This window comes from Bradyrhizobium sp. SZCCHNPS1003, assembly GCF_032381555.1.
In the GTDB taxonomy this organism is placed as follows: Bacteria; Pseudomonadota; Alphaproteobacteria; order Rhizobiales; family Xanthobacteraceae; genus Bradyrhizobium.
The window spans coordinates 201,472-227,003 of the sequence record NZ_JAUHIU010000014.1; the positions used below are offsets into that span (position 1 = coordinate 201,472).

24 protein-coding genes are annotated in these 25,532 nt (G+C 67.0%); 12 read left to right on the forward strand and 12 right to left on the reverse strand.

Annotated elements, in window-relative coordinates; all coding sequences use genetic code 11:
* The first annotated feature begins 272 nt into the window (after positions 1–272).
* Positions 273–1,214 (forward strand): penicillin-insensitive murein endopeptidase, encoded by a 942-nt coding sequence (gene mepA / locus QX126_RS23505; protein WP_315783949.1) that lies wholly within the window; start codon positions 273–275, stop codon positions 1,212–1,214.
* Positions 1,215–1,389: 175 nt separating this feature from the next.
* Entirely contained in the window at positions 1,390–1,908 is a 519-nt protein-coding gene (locus tag QX126_RS23510; protein WP_315783951.1) for a hypothetical protein, read from the forward strand.
* A gap of 3 nt (positions 1,909–1,911) precedes the next feature.
* Here QX126_RS23510 and QX126_RS23515 read toward each other — a convergent pair whose 3' ends face one another.
* The gene (locus QX126_RS23515) at positions 1,912–3,705 is read right to left on the reverse strand and encodes a potassium/proton antiporter (protein ID WP_315783953.1); all 1,794 of its coding nucleotides are present in this window, start codon (positions 3,703–3,705) and stop codon (positions 1,912–1,914) included.
* A 209-nt stretch (positions 3,706–3,914) separates the two neighbouring features.
* Between QX126_RS23515 and QX126_RS23520 the strand changes: the two genes are divergently transcribed.
* The 3 genes from QX126_RS23520 to QX126_RS23530 all read left to right on the forward strand — a co-directional run bounded on the left by QX126_RS23520 (position 3,915) and on the right by QX126_RS23530 (position 7,057).
* Positions 3,915–5,234, forward strand: coding sequence for a mechanosensitive ion channel family protein (locus QX126_RS23520; RefSeq protein ID WP_315735015.1), 1,320 nt, complete (start codon positions 3,915–3,917; stop codon positions 5,232–5,234).
* 97 nt (positions 5,235–5,331) lie between these two features.
* Complete coding sequence (map, locus tag QX126_RS23525) at positions 5,332–6,156, forward strand: type I methionyl aminopeptidase (protein ID WP_315773590.1); 825 nt, start codon at positions 5,332–5,334, stop codon at positions 6,154–6,156.
* A gap of 97 nt (positions 6,157–6,253) precedes the next feature.
* Positions 6,254–7,057, forward strand: a complete 804-nt coding sequence (locus QX126_RS23530; protein WP_315783993.1) for an intradiol ring-cleavage dioxygenase — start codon at positions 6,254–6,256, stop codon at positions 7,055–7,057.
* Here QX126_RS23530 and QX126_RS23535 read toward each other — a convergent pair whose 3' ends face one another.
* A complete protein-coding gene (locus tag QX126_RS23535; protein WP_315783955.1) occupies positions 7,058–8,248 on the reverse strand; it encodes an MFS transporter in 1,191 nt (396 codons plus the stop codon).
* Positions 8,249–8,433: 185 nt separating this feature from the next.
* The gene (gene mddA, locus QX126_RS23540; protein ID WP_315783957.1) at positions 8,434–9,213 is read right to left on the reverse strand and encodes a methanethiol S-methyltransferase; all 780 of its coding nucleotides are present in this window, start codon (positions 9,211–9,213) and stop codon (positions 8,434–8,436) included.
* Positions 9,214–9,359: 146 nt separating this feature from the next.
* Between mddA and QX126_RS23545 the strand changes: the two genes are divergently transcribed.
* From QX126_RS23545 to QX126_RS23560, 4 genes are all read left to right on the forward strand, one after another.
* Positions 9,360–10,910, forward strand: coding sequence for an alpha/beta fold hydrolase (locus tag QX126_RS23545; protein ID WP_315783959.1), 1,551 nt, complete (start codon positions 9,360–9,362; stop codon positions 10,908–10,910).
* Between the two features lie 36 nt (positions 10,911–10,946).
* Positions 10,947–11,114, forward strand: coding sequence for a hypothetical protein (locus QX126_RS23550; protein WP_315783961.1), 168 nt, complete (start codon positions 10,947–10,949; stop codon positions 11,112–11,114).
* A 70-nt stretch (positions 11,115–11,184) separates the two neighbouring features.
* Positions 11,185–11,898: a RadC family protein gene (radC, locus tag QX126_RS23555; RefSeq protein WP_315775855.1), complete on the forward strand. Its 714-nt coding sequence runs from the start codon at positions 11,185–11,187 to the stop codon at positions 11,896–11,898.
* A 149-nt stretch (positions 11,899–12,047) separates the two neighbouring features.
* Complete coding sequence (locus QX126_RS23560; RefSeq protein WP_315783963.1) at positions 12,048–12,761, forward strand: hypothetical protein; 714 nt, start codon at positions 12,048–12,050, stop codon at positions 12,759–12,761.
* 11 nt (positions 12,762–12,772) lie between these two features.
* On the opposite strand, the gene QX126_RS23565 is transcribed toward QX126_RS23560, so the two are convergent.
* Positions 12,773–13,633 carry a DMT family transporter gene (locus tag QX126_RS23565; RefSeq protein ID WP_315783965.1) on the reverse strand — a complete coding sequence of 287 codons (861 nt, stop codon included), beginning with the start codon at positions 13,631–13,633 and terminating at the stop codon, positions 12,773–12,775.
* A gap of 155 nt (positions 13,634–13,788) precedes the next feature.
* Here QX126_RS23565 and QX126_RS23570 point away from each other — a divergent pair, with 155 nt between their 5' ends.
* Positions 13,789–15,195: a PLP-dependent aminotransferase family protein gene (locus QX126_RS23570; RefSeq protein ID WP_315783967.1), complete on the forward strand. Its 1,407-nt coding sequence runs from the start codon at positions 13,789–13,791 to the stop codon at positions 15,193–15,195.
* Positions 15,196–15,198: 3 nt separating this feature from the next.
* Here the strand turns inward: QX126_RS23570 and QX126_RS23575 are convergent, their stop codons facing one another.
* The 7 genes from QX126_RS23575 to QX126_RS23605 all read right to left on the reverse strand — a co-directional run bounded on the left by QX126_RS23575 (position 15,199) and on the right by QX126_RS23605 (position 21,771).
* Positions 15,199–15,528 carry a hypothetical protein gene (locus QX126_RS23575; RefSeq protein ID WP_315753882.1) on the reverse strand — a complete coding sequence of 110 codons (330 nt, stop codon included), beginning with the start codon at positions 15,526–15,528 and terminating at the stop codon, positions 15,199–15,201.
* A gap of 107 nt (positions 15,529–15,635) precedes the next feature.
* Complete coding sequence (locus tag QX126_RS23580; RefSeq protein WP_315783969.1) at positions 15,636–17,288, reverse strand: PAS-domain containing protein; 1,653 nt, start codon at positions 17,286–17,288, stop codon at positions 15,636–15,638.
* Positions 17,289–17,447: 159 nt separating this feature from the next.
* Positions 17,448–18,044 carry an AprI/Inh family metalloprotease inhibitor gene (locus QX126_RS23585; protein ID WP_315774075.1) on the reverse strand — a complete coding sequence of 199 codons (597 nt, stop codon included), beginning with the start codon at positions 18,042–18,044 and terminating at the stop codon, positions 17,448–17,450.
* Between the two features lie 92 nt (positions 18,045–18,136).
* Positions 18,137–19,120 (reverse strand): 2-hydroxyacid dehydrogenase, encoded by a 984-nt coding sequence (locus QX126_RS23590; protein WP_315783971.1) that lies wholly within the window; start codon positions 19,118–19,120, stop codon positions 18,137–18,139.
* On the reverse strand, positions 19,120–19,848 hold the full coding sequence (locus QX126_RS23595; RefSeq protein WP_409997693.1) for an ABC transporter permease: 729 nt from the start codon (positions 19,846–19,848) through the stop codon (positions 19,120–19,122). The genes QX126_RS23590 and QX126_RS23595 overlap by 1 nt, the downstream gene beginning before the upstream one ends.
* Before the next feature lie 83 nt (positions 19,849–19,931).
* Complete coding sequence (locus QX126_RS23600; RefSeq protein WP_315783973.1) at positions 19,932–20,726, reverse strand: ABC transporter ATP-binding protein; 795 nt, start codon at positions 20,724–20,726, stop codon at positions 19,932–19,934.
* A 25-nt stretch (positions 20,727–20,751) separates the two neighbouring features.
* Complete coding sequence (locus QX126_RS23605) at positions 20,752–21,771, reverse strand: ABC transporter substrate-binding protein (RefSeq protein WP_409999118.1); 1,020 nt, start codon at positions 21,769–21,771, stop codon at positions 20,752–20,754.
* A 99-nt stretch (positions 21,772–21,870) separates the two neighbouring features.
* Between QX126_RS23605 and QX126_RS23610 the strand changes: the two genes are divergently transcribed.
* A complete protein-coding gene (locus tag QX126_RS23610; RefSeq protein WP_315783975.1) occupies positions 21,871–22,701 on the forward strand; it encodes a creatininase family protein in 831 nt (276 codons plus the stop codon).
* A gap of 229 nt (positions 22,702–22,930) precedes the next feature.
* The gene (locus tag QX126_RS23615; RefSeq protein ID WP_315783977.1) at positions 22,931–23,206 is read left to right on the forward strand and encodes a hypothetical protein; all 276 of its coding nucleotides are present in this window, start codon (positions 22,931–22,933) and stop codon (positions 23,204–23,206) included.
* Positions 23,207–23,382: 176 nt separating this feature from the next.
* Here the strand turns inward: QX126_RS23615 and QX126_RS23620 are convergent, their stop codons facing one another.
* Positions 23,383–25,443, reverse strand: coding sequence for a carbohydrate porin (locus QX126_RS23620; RefSeq protein WP_315783978.1), 2,061 nt, complete (start codon positions 25,441–25,443; stop codon positions 23,383–23,385).
* Between the last annotated feature and the right edge of the window lie 89 nt (positions 25,444–25,532).

The window sequence follows — 25,532 nt, forward strand, 5'->3', positions numbered from 1 at the left end:
GAGAGCTGAGACTTGCGCGGAGGATCAACCAAGGGCTGCGGTACAACCAGAGATAAGTGACGTCGGTTGCCGCGGACCAAAAAAGACCCGCATACCGTGCAATGGCCCCGCACGTGGTGTTCATTTACCGAACGAACTCACGCAATTGAGCCGTGTTCAGCCTGTTCCGCCAATCCGGCAGCAGGGTTAAAATCAGGTTAAAGTGGCTCGAATGCCTGACGTTGACGCAGAATTGGGCATCTCGACCGGTCGGCAGCCGCTACACTCGCTCCATGCATGTCCGCCTGATTCTGGTCGTCATCATCAGTTCGGCCGTCATTGCCGCGACGGCTCCGGCCCGTGCCCAGGACAAGGGCAGCGTCGAGCCGAAGGCCCTGCCGCCCTTGGCGCATCCGGACGATCCGGATACACCGGCCAAGGAGCTGTTCGCCCGCAGGATCCTGCCCTCGGCGCAACCGACCAAGGTGATTGGAACCTATAATCGCGGCTGCATCGCCGGCGCCGAGCGAATGCCGATCAATGGCGAGGGCTGGCAGGTGATGCGGCTGTCGCGCAACCGCAATTTCGGTCATCCCAACCTGATCGCGCTGCTGAAACGGCTGGCGACCCGCGCGCACAAGGATGCCGGCTGGCCCGGCATCCTGGTCGGCGACATCAGCCAGCCGCGCGGCGGGCCGGCGCTGAGCGGCCATGCCAGCCATCAGATCGGGCTCGACGCCGACATCTGGCTGACGCCCATGCCCGACCATCGGCTGTCGCGCAACGAGCGCGAGGAGATGTCGGCGGTCATGATGGTGCGGCCCGATCGCCTCGACGTCGATCCGCGCGTGTTCACGAAGGGCCACCTCGCCGTGATCCGCACCGCCGCGCAGGAGCGGTCGGTGCAACGCATCTTCGTCAACGCTGCGATCAAGAAGGCGCTGTGCCGTGACGCTAGGGGGGACCGCAGCTGGCTCACCAAGGTGCGACCGTGGTGGGGTCACGACTATCATTTCCACATCCGCATGGTGTGCCCGCCGGGCAACCCGGACTGTCATGGCCAGACCGACCAGGAGGGCGGCGACGGCTGCGGCGACCTCGACTATTGGTTCTCGGACGCGGTGCTGCATCCGCCGCCGCCGAAAGAGCCGCCCAAGCCGCCGCAACCGATCACGATGGCGCAACTGCCGCCTGGCTGCCGGGCGGTGCTGCATGCGCCGGACGCCAAGAATTGATGCGACCGAAAGCCGACACGACGAAGGAGTCGCAGGAGCGGCTGGATCGCTCTCGGATGACGGCGCTCGCACCGTGAGCGCGACGATCGAAGGGGATGACGGTCCCTCCACCTCCTGTTATCGCGGTATCGAAATGCCGCGGGTTGCTGCGCGGCGTAACGGTAGCGAGTCCGTCATGATCCTGATCCGTCCCGCCGTGACTGCCCTCCTCCTCACGCTGGCCGCCAGCACGGTCGCGCTCGCCACCGAGCCGAGCGGCTGCGACAAGTTCAAATGGGACATCGCGCGCGAGCGCGCCGCGCTGACCTCGGCTGACCGCCAGAAGCTCGCATCGGGTGTGGAGATCGCCGCCATTCCTGCGACCGGCATCGTGCTGGAGCTGCGTCCGACGGCTGAGGCCAAGCTGGCGATGCCGCCGGAACGCGCGCCCAAGGACGGCACTTTCGCCGGCCTCACGCGGATCACCGCGGCGCCGAAGGCCGGCGTCTACACGATCAGCCTATCAGCCGCGGCCTGGATCGACGTCGTGCAGGACGGCAAGATCCTCAAGCCGGCCGGCTTCAGCGGCGCCACCGATTGCGACGGCATCCGCAAGACCATGAAGTACGAACTGAGATCGCAGCCCCTCGTGCTGCAGGTCAGCGGCGCGCCGGAGAATACGATCTCGATCGCCGTGCTGCCGGCGGCGGATTGAAGCTCAGACGCCCGCGAGCGACGACCAGACACTGGCCAGCCTGCGCTTCATCCGCTCCTTGCGCGTCAGCACCGGCACATCCTCCTCGTCCTCCGGCAGGCGCAGGCCGACCACGTTGACGCGGCCGCCGGAGATCGAGCGGGCGACCAGCACGATGGTGTCGAGCGCCAGGGTCGCGCCTTCCTTCGGCGCGTTGTCGAGATGGATGTCGAAATAGTCGGCGAGCGTCAGCTTGTCCTCGCCCTCGTCGAGCTTGACGCCATAGATGCCGGCGACCTCGTCGAGCGTATGCTCGGCCGAGACCATGAAGTCGCCGAGCAGATGCGGGTCGGGCGCCGCCGACGGCGGCATGTCGACGAAGAAGCGGTCGAGCGACTCGGCCTTTTCCGGCGGTGCCAGCAGATAGAGATAGTCGCCCGGCGCGATCGGCTCGGCCTCGGGCGGCGACAGAATCTGCTCGTTGCGGATCACCAGCGTCGGCTTCGACCAGGACGGGATCAGGCCGCGGCGGAAGTACAGGCTCTTGGAGCGAATCGAATAGCCGACCAGCTGCTGCTCGAGCTGGCCGGGCAGATCGAGCTCGATGCGGCGCGGGCCCCGATCGGTGCGCGGCAGCGCCACGTGCAGCTTGCGCGCGGCCACGCCGAGCGTCCAGCCCTGCGCGAGCAGCGAGATGATCACGACCACGAACGCGACGTCGAAATAGAGATAGGCCTTGGACAGCCCGACCAGCAGCGGGATCGAGGCGAGGAAGATCGCGACCGCGCCGCGCAGGCCGGTCCAGGCGATGAACGCCTTCTCCCGCCAGTTGAAGCGGAACGGATAGAGGCAGAGAAACACCGCGACAGGTCGCGCCACCAGCATCAGCATCAGCGCAACAGCGATCGCCGGCAGCAGGCTGTCGAGCAGCCGCTGCGGCGACACCAGCAGCCCGAGCAGCACGAACATCACGATCTGGGCGAGCCAGGTCGCGGCATCGAGGAAGGTGACGACAGAGTTGTGCGCGCGGGTCGGCCGGTTGCCGACGATGAGGCCGGCGAGATAGACGGCGAGGAAGCCGGAGCCGTGCGCGATCTGCGCCATGCCGAAGATGACCAGCGCGGCCGTGGTCACGAACGGCGCGTGCAGGCCCTGCGGCAGCGCCACCCGGTTGAGGCCGATGACGACGAGGCGGCCGCCGACGATGCCGAACAGCGTGCCGAGCACCGCTTCGCGGACCAGCTCGAATGCGAAATGTCCGAACGAGCCCTGACCGACCGAGATCAGCTCGACCAGCATCAGCGTGAGGAACACCGCGAACGGATCGTTGCTGCCGGACTCCGCCTCCAGCGTGGCGCCGACGCGCGGGCGCAGCCGCAGGCCTTGGGCGTGCACCAGCAGGAACACGGCCGCGGCATCGGTCGAGGCGATGACGGCGCCGACCAGCATCGCCTCGGTCCAGCCGAGGTCGAGGGCATATTTCGCCACCGGCGCGGTGATGAACGCGGTCATCAGCACGCCCACGGTGGCGAGCACCATCGAGGGCGCCAGCACGGTGCGGATGCTCTGGAAGCGCGTGCGCAGGCCGCCGTCGAACAGGATCAGCGCCAGCGCGACGGAGCCGACCAGATAGGTGGTACGGACGTCCTGAAATTCGATATGACCAGGGCCGGAATCGCCCGCCAGCATGCCGATGACCAGGAACACCAGCAGCAGCGGTGCGCCGAAGCGCAGCGCCAGCAGGCTCGACAGGATACCGGCCATGACGAGGACCGCACCGAGGAGGATGGCAATGCTGACGGCGTCGAGGGATGTCATGAAAAAACGCTGATGAATCCGAGTTTTACATCCTTATCGTCGCCACACTTGCACGCCAACCGGATTTGCTCCTATCGCGGCGATATGCCCATTTTTCCATCCTCGGCCGTGTTCGGGGTATATTTCGCGGCAATCGCCCGTGACGAAAACGAACTAAATCCCGCTGACCCCGCCAACCCGCGCCACTGTTCCCCTCCGAGACCCCGCTGATGGACCTCGACCTGAAAGACGTTCTCGAATTCCTGCAGACCGTTGGCCGCTCGATCGGCGCCGAGGTCACCTCGCCGTGGTTCTATCTTCAACTCGGGCTGGTGCTGAGCGGCGCCGGCATTGCCTTTGCGGCACGCGCCGCCGTGCGCGCGCGCATCGACATGACCTCGCTGGCGATGGGCTGGCCGGGCCCGCTGCGGCAGCTGCTACGGGTGCTGCTGGAGAGCGTCGCCACGGTCGTGTTCGTGATCCTGATGCGGATCGCCCGCACCGGCATGTTGCTGTGGACCTGGCCGAGCCGCAGCTACCTGCTCGCCGTCGCGCTCAAGCTGGCGCTGGCCTGGCTCGTGATCCGGCTGATCACCTCGGTGATCCGCAGCACCTTCATCGTGCAGATCGTGTCGATCTCGGCCTGGCTGGTCGCCGCGCTCAGCATCATCGGCCAGCTCGACAACGTGGTCGACGCGCTCGATTCCATCTCGGTCGTGCTCGGCGGCCTCAGGCTGACGCCGCTGCTGGTGATCAAGCTCGGCGTGCTGCTGCTCGCGGTGCTGTGGCTGACCAACATCGCCAGCAATTTCGTCGAGAGCCGCATCACCCGCTCGACCGACCTGACACCGTCCATCCAGGTGCTCTTGATCAAGATGGTCCGCATGGGCCTGATGATCCTCGGCGTCGCGATTGCGATCAGCGCGGTCGGCATCAACCTGTCGGCGCTCGCGATCTTCTCGGGCGCCGCCGGTGTCGGTATCGGCCTCGGCCTGCAGCGCATCGTCGCCAATTTCGTCGCCGGCATCATCCTGCTGGCCGACAAATCGGTGAAGCCGGGCGATCTCGTCACCATCGGCGACAGCTCGGGGCGCATCAGCGCGATGAACACGCGCTACATCTCGGTCGCCGCCGGCGACGGCCGCGAGTTCCTGATCCCGAACGAGGACCTTGTCACCCAGAAGGTGACCAACTGGACCTACACCGACAAGAACACGCTGGTGAAGGTCAATTTCGGCACCAACTACGACGCCGATCCCCGGGTCGTCTGCAAGCTCGCCACCGAGATCGCGGCCGAGACGCCGCGCACCTTGAAATCGAAGGCGCCGAACTGCCTGCTGACCGAGTTCACCGAGGCCGGCATGAAGTTCTCGCTGACCACATGGATCGCCGACCCCAGCTACATGGACAGCGTCAAGAGCGAGGTGATGCTGGCGCTGTGGGAGGCCTTCAAGCGCGAGGGCATCAGGGTGCCGTATCCGGTGCGAGAGCTTCGCGTTCGCGGCGGTGCGCTGCCGGTGGAGACCACGCTGGAGGTGCCGACCGGCTAGGCGGCAGATCCGGCCGTGCACACCCGGCTTGCACCGGCCGGCACGATCATTAAATTAGGCGATCACCCCGCGACACCCCTGAGAACGAAACAGGCCCATGAACTATATCGAAGCGACCGACACCACTGCGCGCAAGAACGGCCAGATCAAGCTGCACGGCCCGAGCGGCTTTGCCGGCATGCGCAAGGCCGGCGCGCTGGTGTCGAGGTGCCTCGATGCGCTCACCGACATCGTCAAGCCGGGCGTGCCGACCTCGCGGATCGACGATTTCGTCCGCGACTTCGCCTTCAGCCACGGCGCCTATCCGGCGACGCTGATGTATCGCGGCTATCGCTATTCGACCTGCACGTCGATCAACCACGTGGTCTGCCACGGCATGCCGAACGACCGGCCGCTGAAGGAAGGCGACATCATCAACGTCGACGTCACCTTCATCGTCGACGGCTGGTACGGCGATTCGAGCCGCATGTATGGGATCGGCCCGATCGCGCGCAAGGCCGAGCGGCTGATCGAGGTCACCTACGAATCGATGATGCGCGGCATCGCCGCGGTGAAGCCCGGCGCCACCACCGGCGACATCGGCCATGCGATCCAGAGCTTCGTCGAGCCGCAGAGCATGAGCGTGGTGCGCGACTTCTGCGGCCATGGCCTCGGCCGGCTGTTCCACGACGAGCCGAACATCATCCATGTCGGCCGGCCCGGCGAGGGCGTGCTGCTCAAGCCCGGCATGTTCTTCACCATCGAGCCGATGATCAATCTCGGCAAGCCGCATGTGAAGATCCTGTCCGACGGCTGGACCGCGGTGACGCGGGACCGCTCGTTGTCGGCGCAGTTCGAGCATTCGGTCGGCGTCACCGCCGACGGCGTCGAGATCTTCACGCTGTCGGAGCGCCATGGCGAGAAGCCGCTGACGCAGGTGTGAGCGGGCTCCCTGGACGAATGGTCGCAGGGCGTCCGATTGTTGCCATGTCCGGCTGATCGACTGCCGCCTCCATCGCATGCGATTGCGGGAGGCAGCTCTGACCATCGCAACACGCCGTGGCGTTCTCGGCCTTCTCTCCGCGGGCGCAGCGCTGCTGACGCCGCCGGCGCGCGCCGCGTCGGAGACAGTTCCTGCATTGGCGAATGCCGACGATGCCTGCATCCTGACGCCGCAGTCGGAGTCGGGCCCCTATTATCTCGATCCCAAGCTGGTGCGCGCCGAGATCGCCGAGGACCGGCCGGGCGTCCCGCTCAGGCTGCGCCTTCGCGTCATCGAGGCCGGCTCCTGCGCACCGATCCCGGGCGCACGGGTCGACGTCTGGCACTGCGACGCCCGTGGCATCTATTCGGGCTATCCCGGCCAGAGCGACAATCACAAGCTCGACCAGAGCGGCAAGACGTTCCTGCGCGGCACCCAGATGGCCGATGCCGCCGGCTGGGCCGGCTTCAGGACGATCTATCCCGGCTGGTATGCCGGCCGCGCCACCCACATCCACTTCAGGGTGTTTGTCGACGAGGCCACGGTGTTGACCGGACAGACCTTCTTTCCCGAGGCGCTGAACGAGTTCATCTACACCAACGTGCCCGACTACACTGGACGGCCGAAGCAGCGGCTCGTCATCAATGCCAACGACCGCGTCGCGACCGAGGCCGATCCCGATCACCGCGCGCATTGCGCGGTGAAGGAGGAGCGCGACCATTATCTCGCGACCCTGACGCTCGCGGTGGGCCGCAACCCGGCCGCCGCGGTCGAGATGCCCACCGGCAAGCTGCCGCCAGCGCCGTGGATCAAGGACCGGCTGGCGGCGCTGGTGCCCGGGCTGAAGCGCAGCCCGTTCTGATCAATTCGGCTCGGTGAACTGATAGGCCAGCGCGGCGAGCGGCAGCGCCGTGCCGAATGCGGCGGCGGCCGTCCAGCCGCCATGCACATAGGCCCACGCACCGAGGCCCGACCCTGCAGCGCCCGCGACGAAGAAGGTGGTCATGTAGAGCCCGTTGAGTCGGCTGCGCTGGCCTGCGCCGAGCACGAACAGCACGCGATAGCCGAGAATGAGGCTGAGCTGCGCGCCGCAATCGATCGCGATGGCGGCGATCACCAGCGTGGCCAGCGACCCATTCGTTCCGAGCGGGACCGTCAGCGTCAGCGCGAAGCCGACCGCGCACAGCAGCATCGATGCGACCGTCGCCGGACGCGTCCAGCCGCGGTCGGCGATGCGGCCGGCGACCGGCGCCATGATCGCGCCGGCGACGCCAGCCAGCGCGAACAGGGCGATGCCGGTCTGCGACATCCGGAAATCGGACCCGGCCAGCAGCAGCGGGGACGTGGTCCAGAACACGCTGAAGCCGCCGAACAGCGCGGCCTGGTACAGCGCCCGGCGGCGCAGCGCCGGCGTGTCGCGATAGAGCTCGACCATCGAGCCGAGCAGCTGGCCATAGCTCAGCCGCGCCTGCGGCTCACGCGGCGGCAGGGCCAGGCGCAGCACGACGGCAAGGATCAGCATGGCGAGCGCGGAGGCCATATAGATGACGTGCCAGGAGGCATGGGCCGCGACGAAGCTCGCGAGCGGCCGCGCCAGCATGATGCCGAGCATCAGGCCGGTGGTGACATTGCCGACGGCGCGGCCGCGGATCGCCTCCGGCGCCATATGGCCGGCATACGGGATCAGGATCTGCACCGCGACCGAGCCGAAGCCGATCAGCAGCGCCGAGAGCAGGAATGTCGATGGGCTCGTCGCCAGGGCCGCACAGCCGAGTGCGGCGGCGCCGACGATGATGGTCGTGATGACGAGCTTGCGGTTTTCGATGAGGTCGCCGAGCGGCACCACGAACAAGAGACCTGCGCCGTAGCCGATCTGGCTCATCGTCACCAGCAGTCCCGCGAGCTGCGGCCGCAGCCCGAGGTCGGCGCTGATCGGCCCGATCAACGGCTGCGCATAATAGATGTTGGCGACGATCAGCCCGCAGGAAAAGGCCAATAGCAGCGTGATCCAGGCGGACAGCGAGTCGCCGGAATCGGACGTGATGGTGGTCAACGCGGATCTCTCTCGGGCGGAAACGGCAGGCCATAGGGCCTTATGAGAACAGAGGCTGTCGAGCTGTGATTTTGCATCGCAGCATTCAAGCCCGACATAGGTGCTGAGGTCCCCCGCACCAATTCACGTCTACGTGGGCGCTGCATCGCCCAAGCCGGAGCGGAGGGAGCAGGCAATCGAGGCCGCTAGCGCATGCCACGCGCTGACGTTTCGGTCTCTTCGGTGCGCCGGCCGCCGATCAGCCGCGGCAGCAGCATCGGCACCCGCTGGCGGTAGCGCCGATAGCTCTCGCCGAACTCGGCAACCAGGTCCCGTTCCTCGAGCTGCAGCCCGATCAGGATGTAGGCCGTGCCGAGGACCGCGAACAGCAAATGACCGACCGACATCTCCGGCGTGGCCCAGAACGCGAGCAGGAAGCCCAGCATCAGCGGGTGGCGCACCAGGCGATACAGCAGCGGGGTCTTGAACGGCTGCGCCGTCGCATCGGTGCCGCGGAGGGCGAGGACGGCCTGCCGCAGGCCGAACAGATCGAAATGATCGATCATGTAGGTCGAGCTGAGCGCGATGAGCCAGCCGAGCCAGTGGACGCCGGTCAGCACGGCCGCGGCGACGCCCTCGACGCGCCAGACCGGAATCGGGATCGGACGCCATTGCCAGAACAGCAGCAGCAGGATCACGCTGGACAGCAGCACATAGGTGCTACGCTCGGCCGCCGCCGGAATGATGCGCGTGAACCACCGTTTGAAGGCCGGACGCGCCATCACGCTGTGCTGGGCCGCAAACAGCGCCAGCAGCAGCACGTCGACGACGACGGCCTCGGTCACGGTGCTGGACTCGCCCACGTCGATCGACTTGGCCGTGAGATAGTTGTAATTGCCGACGAAACCGACCGCCCAGACGAACGACCCAAGAAAGACGGCATAGCTCGTGATGGCGTAGAGCATGATGAGGAGACGTCCGGACATGAATGTTTCCTTGTTGCATCGAGGACGGCATGGCCGTGATCGAGACGCCCGATCCTGGGATCGTTCACGTCCCGCGCGAGCCTGAGCCTTACCAATCGACCGTCCCCCGAGCGTCCCCCGGACGCAGCCATGCAGGTCGCACGACAATGGTTCAGTTCCGCGTCCGGACATTCGGCTTTCCCGAGCTGCATCGCGACGGCCAGCCATGCCCGCTGTCGCTGCGCAAGGGCCTCGCTCTGCTGGTCTATCTGGCGGAGGCCAAGGGCCGCGTCGCGCGGGACGTTCTGGCGACGATGCTCTGGCCCGAGAGTTCCGAGGAGGTGGCGCGGGCGCGGCTGCGGCGCCTGCTGCACCGGCTCCAGCTCACGCTCGGCGACGGCTGCCTCACCATCGATCGCGCGACGATTCGGTGGGCGGCCGCGGCCGAGCTGGAGGTCGAATCCGGGCTGTTCGAAACGGCCTGCGACCGCGGCGAATTCGAGCTGGCCTGCCGCCTCTATGCAGGTGACTTCCTCGACGGCTTCACGCCCGGCGATTGTCCGCAGTTCGAGGAATGGGCCTTCTTCCGGCGCGAAGCCTTGCGCGGCCGGGCGGTCCAGGCGCTGGAGCGCGTGGTGCAGGATCGCAGCGCGGCCGGTGACCATGCCGCGGCGGCGGCCCACGCCCGGCGCCTCGTCGCGTTCGATCCGCTCAGCGAGGTCTATGGCCGCGCCCTGATTCGCAGCCTGCTGCTGGCCGGCGACCGCGCCGCCGCCGAGCGTCATCTCGACGCCCTGACACAGCGCCTGCGCGACGAGCTCGGCGTCTCCCCCGAACCGGATACGCTGGCGCTGCTGACGCAGGGCGTCGCGGCGCAAGGCGAGAGCGCGCCGCCGACGCGCTATGTCCTGGGCGACGGCGTTCATCTGGCCTATCAGACCTACGGCACCGGTCCGCTGGACATTCTGCTGCTGCCCGGCTTCGTCTCGCATGTCGAGCGGATCTGGGAGGAGCCGCGCTGTCGGGCCTTGCTGTCCGCGCTCGCCAGAATCGGCCGTCTGATCCTGTTCGATCGCCGCGGCATCGGGCTCTCCGACCGGGTCGGTTTCAGCCCGAGCGTGGAGGCGACGGCGCGCGACATCGCGACCGTGCTCGACGCCGCCGGCAGCCGGCGCACGGTGCTGCTCGGCGCCTCCGAGGGCGGGCCGGCCTGCATCACCTTCGCGGCCGACCATCCCGAGCGCGTCGCCGGGCTGATCCTGTTCGCCTCGCTCGCCAAGGGCAGCGCGACATCAGACTATCCGCATGCGTTGCAGGCCGGCCAGTACAGCATCTGGCTGCGACAGCTCGTGGCCGAATGGGGCGGACCGGCGGGCATCGAGACGTTCGCACCGAGCCTGGCCGGCGATCCCCAGGCGCGGGCCTGGTGGGCCGGACTGCTTCGCGCGGCATCCAGCCCCGGCGCCATCAAGGGCCTGCTCGAAGCCTTCAGGGATATGGACGTCCGCCACCTGCTCGCCCGGGTCTCTGCGCCGACCCTGGTGCTGCACCGTCGCCATGACCGCGCCGTGCTCGTCGGGGCCGGGCGGCATCTCGCCAGCCATATCCGCCGCGCGCGCTTCGTCGAGTTCGACGGCGCCGACCATTGGATGTTCGCCGGCGACCAGAGGCCGGTCCTCGCCAGCATCGAAGCCTTCATCGGCAGTCTGCAGCCATAAGCAGGATCGCCCGACGGACGAGAAGGACGTCGTCCGGTGCTGCTCACGCTCGTGATCCTGTTCGGCCTCGGGCGGCTGCTGTTCTGGCTCGGCTATGCCAGGGGCGCGGCGGGCCGCGCCTTCGGCGTTGCTCTCACCTTCCACCCCACAGCGTTTCCGCTCATCGTCGGCCTCGTCCTCGTGCTGACCGGGCGCGCGGCCTAGCAAGGCGCGCCCTGCGGCGCGCGAGCACTTCGAGGTTGCAAAAATGCGGCATCACGGCATGCTGACGCCGATGCCCGAGAAAGCCCCTCCCCCCGACGATACGCCGCCGGACACGCCGCACTATCACGGCCACCGGCAGCGGCTGCGCGAGCGCTTCCACAGCGCCGGCCCCGACGCCCTCAACGACTACGAGCTGCTGGAGATGGTGCTGTTCGCCGCGCTGCCGCGGCGCGACGTCAAGCCGCTGGCGAAGGCGCTGCTGAAGACGTTCGGATCGTTCGCCGAGGTGATCCACGCGCCGGAGCCGCGGCTGCGCGAGATCGACGGCGTCGGCGACGCCTCGATCACCCAGCTCAAGCTGATCGCCGCCGCCGCGCACCGCATCGCCAAGGGCGAGGTGCGGCAGAAGCACGCGCTGGCGTCATGGCAGGACGTCATCACCTATTGCCGCACCAGCATGGCGTTCGCCGACAAGGAGCAGTTCAGGCTGTTGTTTCTCGACAAGCGCAACCAGCTGATCGCCGACGAGGTGCAGCAGACCGGCACCGTCGATCACACGCCGGTCTATCCGCGCGAGGTGATCAAGCGCGCGCTCGAATTGTCGGCCACTGCGATCATCCTGGTGCACAATCACCCTTCGGGCGATCCGACGCCGTCGCAGGCCGACATCCGGATGACCAAGACGATCGTGGAGATCGCCAAGCCGCTCGGCATCACGGTTCACGATCACATCATCGTCGGCAAGAACGGCCACACCAGCCTGAAGAGCATCGGGGTGATGTGAAGGCGCGACGCCGACGAGACGACGCATGCAGCGTGCCGCGGTCGGAGCTGCCAAAAGATCGCCGCGGGATAGACGAAACGTCGGGCCGCGTTGAACCGGCCGTCTTCCCACGTCGGCTAATGCTGGCGAAGCGTGGAGAGGAATGACGGATGCGCGCGGCCTTCATCGGACTGATCCTCGGCGGCCTGACCGTCACCGCGGCGGCTGCCTACGACGCCAACGATCCCGCCAATTGCAATGGCATCGGCTGGGACGATGCGCGGCCACTCGTCGTCGCCAAAGTGAGCGGCCAGCCGCGCGTGAATTTCGTCAAGAGCCCCTATGACGATGGCTTCAAGGCCGCAGGCTGTCCCGCTGCGACCGACGCCTGCCGGAAGAAGGCGTACCTCGTCGGCGACGACCTCGTGCTGGTCGGCAGGACCCACGGCGATTTCGTCTGCGTCAGCTACCAGGCGCCGCGTGCGAAGGCCCAGATCTGGACCACCGGCTGGCTGCCGCGCGCAGCCCTCACCACCGTCGCGCCGATGGCCGCGCCGGCAATGTCCGACTGGGCCGGAAGCTGGGAGCATCCGGGAGGGGGACTGACGATCAGGAAAGCGGCCGGCAACCGGCTCAGGATCGAAGGCGATCAGGTGCTGCCGGCCGGTCGCGAGTTGCGCAACGGATCGCTCGGCGCGACGGCAGAGCCCAAGGGCGGCCTCATCGCCTTCGTCGACGACGGCAGCACGCCGTTCGATCGGCCGAATGCCGGCGACGAGTGCCGCGTGCGTCTGCAGCGCATCGGCGCGCTTTTGCTGGTCGAGGACAACAATGATTGCGGCGGTGCCGGCGTCAGCTTCACTGGACTCTATCACCGCAAATAGCCGCTGACGGCTTACGCCCAGCGACGCGCCATCGCCACACAGACGACGACGATTCCGGCTGCGGCGATCATCGTGGCCGACACCGGCTCATGCAGCAGCAGGCTCGCAAAACCGAGGCCGAGGAAGGGCTGCAGCAATTGCAGCTGGCCCACCGTCGCAGTGCCGCCGCGCGCGAGCCCGCGGTACCAGAAGGCGAAGCCGATGAACATGCTGAAGACGGAGACATAGGCAAGGCCCAGCCACGCCGCGGCCGTGATGTCATGTGACGCGCCGGGTAGCGTCAGCACCGCCATCGACAGCATCAGCGGTGCGGACAACAGCAGCGCCCACGAGATCACCTGCCAGCCGCCGAGCCGGCGCGTGAGCATGGCGCCCTCGGCATAGCCCAGGCCGCAGACGATGATCGCGGCGATCATGGCGAGATCGCCGATCGGCGCCGCGACGCCGTCCTGCGACAGGGCGAAGCCCGAGACCGCCGCAGCGCCAAGGACTGCGAACAGCCAGAACAACGGCCGCGGCCGCTCGCCGCCGCGCAGCACGCCGAACAAGGCGGTCGACAACGGCAGCAGACCGACGAACACGATCGCATGGGCCGAGGTGATGTGCTGGAGCGCGAGCGCCGTGAGCAGCGGAAAGCCGATGACCACACCGAGCGATACGATCCCGAGCGACACCAGATCACGCCGGCTGGGCAGCGGCTGCCGCAACAGCAAAAGACAAAGCGCAGCCAGCACGGCCGCGAGCGTCGCGCGTGCGCCCGTCAGGAACAGCGGCGCAAAACCCTCCAGCGCCGCCCGCGTGGCCGGCAGCGAGCCGCTGAAGATCGTCATGCCGACGATGCCGCTCCCCCAACCTTCGATCGATCCCTTCATGCACGGCTCCTCCTCGCAGATCCCTTAGCCGGATCGGGCTTGTTGCGGCAGTCACAGACCGATACAATTTCGACATTCTGTACTGATGCCGAAAGCAATACACTTTGGAATCAAGGACGCTCGAGTCCCGCCGAGACGGCACGCGGACCACCGCCGTGGTCGATGCGATCCGGCAGCGTCTGGCGACGCGCGCGCTCGACGTCGGCCAGCGCCTGCCGTCGATCCGCGCCTTCGCCGCGGCGATGGGCGTCTCGCCGGCCACCGTCGTCGAGGCCTATGACCGGCTCGCCGCCGAGGGTGTGATCCGGGCCCGGCGCGGCTCCGGCTTCTATGTCGCCGACACCGCGCTGCCGCCGTTGGCCCTCGCCGATCGCGAGCCGCACCGTCCGCGGGCGGTCGATCCGTTCTGGGTGTCGCGGCAGTCGCTCGACGCCGGGCCGGGAACGCTGACGCCCGGCTGCGGCTGGCTGCCGGCCGAGTGGATGCCGCAGGACGCGCTGCGGCGCGCGGTCCGCACGCTGGCGCGCGGCGGCGGCCCAGTGCTGAGCGACTACGGCGCGGCGCGAGGATCGGCGGCGCTACGACGGCTGCTGCAGGGCCGCCTTGCCGGCCTCGGCATCGACGCGTTCAGCGAGCAGCTGGTGCTGACCTCGTCCGGCACGCAGGCGATCGACCTGATCTGCCGCATGCTGCTGCGTCCCGGCGACGCCGTGCTCGTCGACGATCCCTGCTACTTCAATTTCCTGGCGTTGCTGCGCGCGCATCAGGCGCGGATCGTCAGCGTGCCGATGACGCCGGGCGGACCCGACGTCGCGCGGTTCGAGGCGATGCTCGCAGCCGAGCACCCGCGGCTCTACATCACCAATTCGGGCCTGCACAATCCGACCGGCGCGACGCTGTCGCTGCAGACGGCGCACCGGCTGCTCAACGCCGCGGCGGCGCATGACACGATCATCGTCGAGGACGACATCTACGGCGATTTCGAGCCGGAGCCGTCGCCGCGGCTCGCGGCGCTCGACGGGCTGACGCGGGTGATCCTGGTCGGCAGCTTCTCCAAGACGCTGTCGGCCTCGGTGCGCTGCGGCTACATCGCCGCGCGCGCCGACTGGATCGAGCCGCTGATCGACCTGCAGATCGCGACCGGCTTCGGCGGCCCCGGACAGTTCGCCGCGGAGACACTGACCCAGGTGCTGACCAGCGGCAGCTACCGCAAGCACATCGAGGAGCTGCGCGCTCGGCTTGCGCGGGCGCGGCCGCGCGTGGCAGCACGGCTGCAGCGCATCGGCATCGCGCCCTGGCTGATGCCACGCGGCGGCTTTCATCTGTGGTGCAGGTTGCCGGACGGCTGTACGGCGATCGAGGTGGCCCAGGCCGCGCTCGAGGAACATGTGGTGCTCGCGCCCGGCGACGTCTTCAGCGCGGCGCAATCCGCCGCGACGATGATGCGCTTCAACGTCGCGCATTGCGAGGATCCGCGCGTCATCCACGCGCTGGAGCGCGCGACAAAGCCACCGGCAGCGCGTTCGTCGCGCCGCCAGGCGGCCAATTCGGCCGACGGATAAGGCTTAGTAGCAGTAGCGCGGGTGTGCGCGGACCCATGACCCGTCGCCGCGCTGCAAATAGCAGCCATTGCGATAGGAATAATAACCGCCACGACGGCGCTCGCCATCGGCCGCGATTGCAGCTCCGGTGCCGGCCCCGATCACGGCGCCGATCGCAGCGCCCCGGCCGCCGCCGATCGCGCCGCCCAGGATCGCTCCGCCGGCGCCGCCGAGGATCGCTCCGCCGAGCACGTCCTGCGCGACAGCCTGATGCACCGGCGCGACGACGGCGAGCGTGAGCAGCGCCGCAGCGCCAAGGCGGGTAGCAAAGGGAATCCCCAGACGTCGGATCATGAACAGGCCTCCGTTCCGAGCACGCTAGTCCGCCCGGCGTGGCCGTTCTTGATGCAGATCAAGGCGACCTCAAGGCAGGGCAATCCCCGGCGTTGCCACGTGACGCATCATGCCGCCACGCGCTGATCCTGCGTGCGGTCCTCGATGATGCTGAGCAGATATTTCGGCTCGCCCTCGCCGATCGAGACCGGCAGCCGGCGCACGACGATGTCGCGCGGACCATTTCCGGGTGTGAGGATGCTATGGGCTCGCGGCTCATCGTCGCCGCGCCCTGCGAGCTGTTCGCGGGCGGCTTCCTCGAGGATCGCGCCGGTCGGCGCGGAGAACAGTTCGCCCGGCGTGCGGTCGATGATGTCGGTGCGTGGCACGCCGAACAGACGCTCGGCGGCGCGATTGACGAACATGTAGCGCAGCGACTGCGCATCCTTGGCCAGCACCGCCTGCGGGATGTTCTCCAGCAATGCGGCGAGGAAATATTCGGCGCGCGCGAGCTTGCGCTCGGCACGGCGCTGCGCGGTGAAATCCTCATGCGTCGCGATCCAGCCGCCGCCGTCCATCGGACGCTCCGAGATGCGGATGATGCGGCCGTCGGCGAGCTCGACCTCGACGACCTCGGCCCTTCGCTCCTTCATGCGCTCCCGTAGCGCGGCGAGGAACTCCGACGGCTTCTCACGCAGCAGGCCGAGCTTGGCGCGGTGCGCGAGGATCTCGCGCACATGCGCACCGGGCTTCGCAACCGAGGCAGGAACGCCGTACAGCTCGCGGTACTGCTCGTTGACCATCAGCACGTAGCCGAAGCTGTCGAGCATGATCAGGCCCTGGGCCATGTTGGCGACCGCGGCATCCAGACGCTGCTGGTTGCTGAGCGCGCCCTGCTCCAGCCGCTCGTGCTCGCGCAGGATGTCGGCGTGCTGGCGCTCGATCTCGACCTCGTGCTGCTCGAGCTCCTGAATCCGGAAGGCGCCGTTCTGGAAAGTCTCCACCGCATGCGCGACCCGTCCGATCTCGTCATGGCGCCGCGCATGGGGAATCTTGAGCTTGATGCGGCCGGCGGCGATGCGGTCGGTGACGCGGGCGATGTCCAGCAGCGGCATCAGCACGCCCCAGCGCAGCGCCAGCGCCGCGGCCGCGATCAGCACGATGATCACCGCCCCGAGCGCGCCCAGATAGAACGCGGCCATGCCGCGCGCGTCGGCCGCCTCGCCGAGCTCGCGGGTGCGGTCGGCATAGAGCCGCGACAATTTCTCGAGGTCCTCGTTGAGCGCGGTGCGCACCGCGCGATTCTCGTCATTGTCGCCGAGCTCGCGCGCCGCCGACGATCCGACCGAGATCGTCTGCCGCGCCATCTCGGTGCGGAATGCGACGAACTGATCGATCCGCTTCCTGAACGGGGCGAACAGCGCGGCGTCGTCATCGGTGACCCGGCTTTCCCATTCGTCGACCACCTTGCTCAGCTGCGCAATCTTCGCAAGCTGCGAGTCGGCGTAGCGCCGCGCGACGGTGCGGTCCAACGACATGTAGATGCCGCGCGATTCCATCACGACCGCGTAGATCAGCGCGTTGGTGCGCTCGATGTTGCGGGCCGCAATGGAAAGCGCTTCGAGCCGGTCGTAGAACAGGCGCTGCTCGCGCAGCGCCGACAGCGCGCCCAGTGTCGACAGCATCACCAGGACGGCGAACGCGGCCGCAGCCGCAGAGATCTTGTCGTTGAGGCTGAACGACGGCAGCGACCTGTTGAACCGGCGCAACAACTCACGCATGACGGGCCCCCTCGATGGAATGCAACCATCAGACGCAAGATGCGTAAACAACAAGTTCCAATTGGTGGAACAGGCACGTAACCGACCGCTAACCAAATCCGATGCCGGAAGAGGCTTGCCCGACGCGCGGCAAGGGCGCTCAACGGCGCGCGTCTCGCCCTACTGCCTGAGCATGATCAGCGGATTGGCGCTGTCGGGCACCAGCCGCCACTGCGCATTGTCGTCCGCCTCGAACCGCCAGGTCTCGCCGCGATCCGACATCAGCATCATCTGGCCGTGCTCGAGCCGCCACTGGCTCGGTGCGAACGCTGCGATGGCGGCGTCGCATTTCGGCTTCACGAACACCTGGAAATTGTCGTGGCCGGCGTCGTTGTTGGTCAGCACCAGGCTGCAGATCGTGGCGCCGTTGCCGCGGACCATGGCCCAATCGCCGATCATCTGGTCCATCGATTTGGCCAGCGACCGCGCCGCCGCGAGGTTCTGCAGGATGTAGACGCCTTCGCCCTGGCGCAGGCCCTCGAAGATGCCGGCCTCGACCTCGGTGAAGTCGATCACCGCCTCGCCATTGGCGGCCTGGAGACTGACGATGTCGAGGCCCTTCACGTTCCAGCCGGCGATGTCCTTGGTGAAGGGCAGCGCGGCGGCGCAGCCCGGCTCCAGCTCGAGCTTCTGCCCGCGCGGCGCAGCGTCCGGCTTCAAGGTCACGACGCAGGTCTTGCTGCGCTCGGTGGTCGCAAGCTCCCACTGCCCGATCATCGCTTTCTTCAGGCCGGCGGCGTCCTGCGCAACGGCAGGGACGCCCGCCACTGACGACAGCAGCGCGATCAGCATTGGGAGCGAACGTTTCATCAGCGGCCTTTCACCGGCGTTTCCGGAACGGGCGTCAGCGGCGGCTTGCCGGCAAACCAGACCTTGAGATTGTCGACCACCAGCTGATCCATCGCGTTGCGGGTTACGATGGCAGCCGAGCCGATGTGTGGCAGCAGCACGACATTGTCCATCGCCTTGAGCGCGTCGGGCACCACCGGCTCCTTCTCGAACACGTCGAGGCCAGCCGCGAGAATCGTGCCGGATTTCAGCGCCTCGACCAAAGCCTGTTCGTCGATGACCGAGCCGCGGGCGACGTTGACGACGACGCCGCGCGGTCCGAGCGCCTTCAGCACCTCGGCATTGACGATCCGGTTGGTGCCGGCGCCGCCGGGCACGATCACGATGAGCGTGTCGACGTCCTTCGCCATCGCGAGCAGGTCGGGATAGTGCTTGTTGGCGACACCGGCCGCCGGATTGCGCGAGTGATAGACGACGGGGACCAGCGAGGCTTCGAGCCGGCGCGCGATCGCCTGGCCGATGCGGCCCATGCCGACCATGCCGACGGTGCGGTCGCGCAGCGAGCCGACGCTGAGCGGATAGGGCTTCGACGTCCACTCGCCGGAGCGCACGAAGCGGTCGGCCTTGATGAACTCGCGGCAGGTGGCGATCAACAGGCCCATCGCGACGTCGGCGACCTCCTCGGTCAGGACATCGGGCGTGTTGGTGACGATGATGCCGTGCTGACCGGCATGGGCGGCCGCGATGTGGTCATAGCCGACGCCGAAGCTTGCGATCATCTCCAGCTTCGGCAGCATCGCCATCACGGCGGCATCGGTCTTCACGGTGTGGAAGGTCACGGCGACGCCGCGGATCCGCCCTTTCACGTCCGCTGGCAGCGCTTCGAGATCGGCCTGTGTCGTCGCATGGTGCACAGTGAAGCTGTCCGGGAAACCCTTTTCCAGGATCGGCCGCAGCGGCCCATAGATCAGAACATCGATCTTGTCAGACGAAGTGGCCGCCATCAGTTGTCCTTTCCAAGAGCACTTTCGTGCCAGCGCCGCAAAACGAGGTGCGAAACTAGCGCCAGCAAGCCATAGATGACAATCCCGGCGACCGACAGCAGCACCAGCGCGGCGAACATGCGGGGTATGTTGAGACGATAGCCGGATTCTGCGATGCGATAGGCGAGGCCTGATCCCGCGCCGGCGCTGCCGGCGGCGATCTCGGCGACGACGGCGCCGATCAGCGACAGGCCGCCGGCGATGCGCAGACCGCCGAGAATATAGGGCAGAGCGGCGGGCAATTTCAGATGGCGCAAGGTCTGCCAGCGCGAGGCGCCGTAGAGCTGGAACAGGCCAGCGAGATTGCGATCGACCGAGTTGAGCCCGAGCGCGGTGTTGGACAGCACGGGGAAGAAGCCGACGATCCAGGCGCACACGACCACCGCGGTCTGCTGCGGCAGATAGATCAGGAGCAGCGGCGCGACCGCGATCACGGGCGTCACCTGCAGCACCACGGCATAGGGAAACAACGCCCATTCCAGCCATCTCGACTGGTTGAACAGCAGCGCCAGCGCGATGCCGCCGAGGGCGGCGGCGATGAAGCCTTCGAGCGTCGTGATCAGTGTCGTCAGCAGCGACTGCGCCAGAATGTCCCAGTCGGCAACCAAGGTCTTCAGGATGAGCAGCGGCCCCGGCAGCACATAAGGCTGGATGCCGTTGACGCGCACCACCAACTCCCACGCCGTCATCGCTGCGACGAAAACCAAGGCCGGAAAGGCGAGGCTCGCCAGCCGCGCTGCCGCGACAAACGTTCTCTGCTCTCGTACGCCGCTCACAGCGCATGCACCCCGGTGTAGGCCGGCGCCAACGCGTCCGAGACGCGGCGGCAATATGCGGCGTAGTCCGGCGAGGCGCGGAACGCATCATCGCGCGCGTCGACGTCGATCCGGATCTCGGCGCTGAGCCGGCCGGGCCGCGCCGTCATCACCAGGACGCGCTGCGACAGGTAGACCGACTCGAACACCGAATGGGTGACGAACAGGACGGTCATGTTCAGGCTGCGCCACAGCGCCAGCAGGTCGTTGTTGAGGCGGAAGCGCGTGATCTCGTCGAGGGCCGCGAACGGCTCGTCCATCAGCAGGATGTCGGGCCGTGTCACCAGCGCTCGCGCCAGCGAGGCGCGCATCTTCATGCCGCCGGACAATTCGCGCGGGAATGCATCGGCAAAATCCGGCAGGCCGACCTGCGCCAAGGCGGCATCGATCCGCGGCCGTGCCTCCGTGGCCGGGACATGCGCAAGCTTCAACGGCAAGCCGACATTGTCGCGCACGCTGGTCCAGGGCATCAAGGTCGGCTCCTGAAACACGAAGCCGATGCGATGGCCCGGATGCGTCTCGGACGCCGCGACGTCGACCGTACCGCCGCTCGGGCTCGCAAGCCCGGCGATCAACCGCAGCGCCGTCGACTTGCCGCAGCCGGAGGGGCCGAGCAGCGAGACGAACTCGCCTTTGGAAATCGTCAGGTCGATCGGCCCCAGCGCGACGACGCCGGACTCGTACACCTTGGTGACGCCGCGCAGGCGTACCGCGGTCGCAACGGCGCGCTCGGACGAGGGAGGTGAGCTCATGTGCTGAAAGCGCCGCTCAAGCGTCCTACTTCTTCGGCCGGAGATCGATGCCAACGCCCTTGTTGACGAAACGCAGCGTATAGGACTTGCGATAGTCGATCGTCGACTTGACCACGCCGGCTCGCACCATCTTGTCGAAGAAGCTGGCGATGCGCTCCTCCGTCATGGCGCCGATGCCCTTGTCCACGCTGTCGCCGGAATCGACGATGCCATACTCCTTCATCTTGGCGACCGAATAGGCCAGCAGGTCGTCGGTCATCTCCGGGTTCATCTTCTTGATCAGCGCATTGCCGGCGGAATTGTCGCCGTAGATGTAATTGTACCAGCCGACGATCGAGGCATCGACGAAACGCTGCACCAGGTCCGGCTTGCTCTCGATCAGGTCGCGCCGCGTCTCGATCAGGGTCGAATAGGTGTTGAAGCCGTTGTCTGCGAGCAGGATCACGCCGGGCTTGAAGCCGGCGGCGCGCTCGACCGCGAACGGCTCTGATGTCACGTAGCCCTGCATCGCGCTCTGCGCGGTGGCGATGAACGGCTGCGGATTGAACGTGTAGGGACGCACGTTCTTCTCCGAGAAGCCGTATTCGGACTTCAGCCACTGATAGTAGCTGGAGATGCCTTCCTTGGAGACGAACAGGGTCAGCGGCTTCAGCTCTTCGAGCTTGGTGATCCTGGACTCCGGATGCGTCAGGAACACCTGCGGGTCCTTCTGGAACATCGCGGCGATCGACACCACCGGCACGTTGTTGGCCACCGCGTCGAACGACATCAGCGTGTTCGCGGCCATGAAGAACTCGATCTTGCCGGAGATCAGCAGCATGCGGTTGTTCTCGTTCGGACCGCCCGGCACGATCGTCACGTCCAGACCGTAGCGCTTGTAGGTGCCGTCGGCGACCGCCTGGAAGAAGCCGCCATGCTCGGCCTCGGCGACCCAGTTGGTGCCGAACGAGACCTTGTCCAGGGTCTGGGCCTGGGCCGCCGGGACCAGCGCACCCGCGACGAGCAAAGCCGCCATTAACGTTCGCGACAGAAGCCCCTGCGTCATGATTGGATTCCCCGGTTAGTCTCGCCCAAGATGCCGTTCGAAGTGCTATGGTCGGGCGATAAGTACCCTGCCCGAGGCACGAAAGAAACAGCCAGCACGATGACCACCCCGCCCCACGACTGGACCGAGCTGCACTGGCCCTTGATCGGAACGTCCGAGGCGGCGCGCTGGATCGCAGTGCTGCCGCTCGCGGCCACCGAGCAGCACGGACCGCATCTGCCGCTCGGCACAGATGTTTACATTGCGGAAGCCTATCTCGCCCGCGTGCGCGCGCTGCTGCCGCCGGCACTGCCGGTCACCTTCCTGCCGGTGCAGCCGGTCGGCATTTCCACCGAGCATATCGATTATCCGGGCACGCTGACCTTGCCGACCGAGACCGCGCTGCGGAGCTGGCGCGCGCTCGGCGACAGCGTGGCGCGCGCGGGAATCAGGAAGCTCGTGATCGTCACCAGCCATGGCGGCAACAGCGCCGCGATGACCCTGGTCGCGCAGGACCTGCGCGCCGCCTTTCGGATGCTGGTGGTGACGACATCTTGGTCGCGCTTCGGCGCGCCCGACGGCCTGTTTTCTTCCGACGAGCTGCGGCACGGCATCCATGGCGGCGCCGTCGAGACCTCGATCATGCAGGCCTGTCATCCGGAGCTGGTGCGTGGCGACGCCATCGCTGCCTTCGCGTCATCTGGCGCTGAGATCGAGAAGAACAATCGCGTGCTGTCGACGCAGCGGCCGGCGCCGATGGCCTGGCAGACGCAGGACCTGAATGCGAGCGGTGCGGTCGGCGATGCCACGCAGGCGTCGGCGGAGAAGGGCGAGCGCGTGCTCGACCACGGCGCGCGGGCGTTCTGTGCGCTGCTCGAGGATATCGATAACTTCGACGTGAACGGGCTCGGCGGCGGCCCGCTGGCGAGCCGTTGGATTGGGCCCAACTAGAGCATGATCCGGAAAAGTGGAAACCGGTTTTCCGGAAAGATCATGCTCAAACAAAGAGATGAGATCATGATGCGATTCCGTGGAATCGCATCATGATCTAACTGGATTTTCAAACGAATCTCTGAACCGCCCCGGCCTTGTTCGGGCGATTCGAACCGCTTTCGAGAAGCCTCCGTCCAATTTGACAGACGGCCAGCACCGGCCGCCCAACGGAAAACAGGAGCCTTCCATGTCCATCAAGACCAAGCTTGCCGCCCTGACCCTCGCCGCCCTGACCGTGACCGGCGGCGTCGCCGCGACCTCCACGCCTGCCGAGGCCCATGGCTTCCATCACGGCTGGGGCTGGGGCGTCGGAGCCGGCCTCGTCGGCGCCGCTGTCGTCGGCAGCGCCATCGCCGCCAGCAACGACGGCTATTACTACGGCGGTTATCGGTACTGCCACTGGGTGGCCCAGTACGACGCGTTCGGACGTTACGTCGGCCGGGTCAGAGCCTGCGGCTATTGATGGCGCGACGGTCACCTTGCCCAACCGAATCCACCAGGGCTCGCCACGTCGGCTCGTGAACGCGCTGCAGCACCGGTCCCGCGTCTGATACGGGTGTCCCCATCAGCTCAGACCCGTGTCCCAACCCGCCCGGCTATCCCCCCCGGGCGGATTGTCGGGGTGGCAGGTCGTTCGACTCAGAACTGCGCGTGCAGCCGCGACCCGATGATCGAGACCGGCCCGCGATCGCGGCTGTAGGCCGGGTTGACGATGAACTGATAGTCAAACGTCAACTGCCAATTGAACACCGGCAGCGAGTAATACGCTTCGAGGATCTTCTCGGCCCCGGGGTGCGGCAGCTGCCCATCACCAATCAGCGCCGTATAGCCGCCCGCGGCCAAATAGGCCTGATGCGCCGGCGAGATCTGATTGACCACCCCTGCGAGGCCGAACGTGTCGTCCGGCCGTCCCCAGAATCTGCCTGACACCGAGGTGCCGGCGGCAAGGGTCGTGTCAACGTCGGTGAACGCGTAGGCCTCCAGCTTCCCGGGCGTGTAGCCGGCGCGCGCGAACACGCCGAGCCCCGGCAGGATCTGCTGCTCCCAATTGGCGGAGATGCCGGGCTTGCTCTTGTAGGTCCGGACCGCCGCGAGATCCGGAGCGGCTCCAGTCTGCGCCGCCAGGGTCACCGCATGCTGGAAATTGCCGAGGCGGGCCCGCGTCAGATAGCCGGTGACCAGGATCTTGCCCGGCTGCCCCCAAAGCTCGTAGCGGCGTTCGAGTTCGCCGACCATCTGGAATTGGCCGAGCTTGGCATCGAGATCGGTGCTGTTTGGGACGGCCGGACCATCGAAGATACCGGCGCGGACCGTCCACGGGCCGGTGTACCACTCGGCCGCTGCGCCATAGGTGAACGCCCAGGCATCCGCGGCATAGTCGAACGTGCCGGTATTGACCAAGGTCCAGTTCAGGAAGTCGGCACGCGGGTCGTGGGCGTATTTGTTCTGGTCGAAGATATCGACGACGCCGAACTTGCCGACGGTGAAGACGAGACGATCGGATGTCTGTGATCCCGCGAACTGGTTGATGCCGGCCTCGACCTTCTGGCTCTCGCCGCCGAGATCGATGGTCTGGCGCAGGAAGGCGCGCGGAATGCGGGCATAGGGATAGCTTGAGCCGACCTTGTAGGCCTCAGCACTCGGGAAGCCGGCGACGCCGAACGTGCCGCTCAGGCCAAAGCCCTGGTCGATTTCGGGGTTGATCCAGATCTCGGCGCCGTCCCAGGGGCGGAAACCGACGTACAGGTCGAGGTCAAAGGTTTCGCGGCCGATATTGGGATCCAGGCTGTTCCGGCCGGCATAGGGGGCACGGAACGGAAAGTCGTACTGCGTCGTGATCGTGGTCTGGCCATGCACGGCGAAATTGTCGAGCTCGGGTGGCACGATGCCCTTGCCGAGCAGGTCCTTCTTGGCCGGATCCGTGCCCAGCTGGTAGTTGAGCCCGAGTTGCAGCCTTTGGATCGACAAATCGGAGTCGTAGAGCTGGCCGGCCGCGGTGAAGCGTTTCCGATGATGCCCGAACTCGGAGTCCAGGAATTCGAGCTTGGCGCTCCAGGCCGGCGCGATCGGCACTTCCACCCCGAGACCGGCGACCCAGCCGAGCCGCCAGGTCAGCGCCGTATCGACGTCGCCCACCGCCGCATTGCCGGCCGTGCCCGCGAGCTGAGTCCGCTCCAGACGGTCGTAGCTCCAGGCGAGGCCGCCGGTCGCGTAGACCAGCCATGGATTGAAGTCGTAACCGATACGCCCGCGCAGCGTACCCGTCCCCAGCACCGTATCGCGATAGGCCGCCTGGCCAGTTGCCGGGGAGGTCGGGGCCCGCACGCCGGCGAGCGTGTTCGGAGCCGAGAAGTCCCCCTCCACGCCGAGCAGGAGGCGCGGCGACAGCATCCGGTTGTAGCCGGCCTGCAGGCCGAACAGATAGCTGCCGGTCCCCTTGAAGGCATCATAGGAGTTAAACAGGCCGGTCGATCCCGAGAGCATCGGGACGCCGGCGCCGGCCTCGAGGGCGGTCCAGCCGGACTTGCCTGCGGCGTAGCCGAGGTGCCCGCCGATATAGAATCCGTTCCAGTCAGGGGCCGCCGAATTGTCATACGACTGCGGCCGCGAATTTACCGACCCGAGATCGGCCGCTGTCGCGGTTTTGGACAAAGTGAGCAGGAGACCGAGCGTCGCCCGAGCCAGGAGCCGGTGGTCCATCTTGTTCAATTCACGTGAGAATTACGATCAGTGCCGTTCTGACATCATCTCGTAACGGATTTGCAACACGCGGGTCTCCCACCATGCGG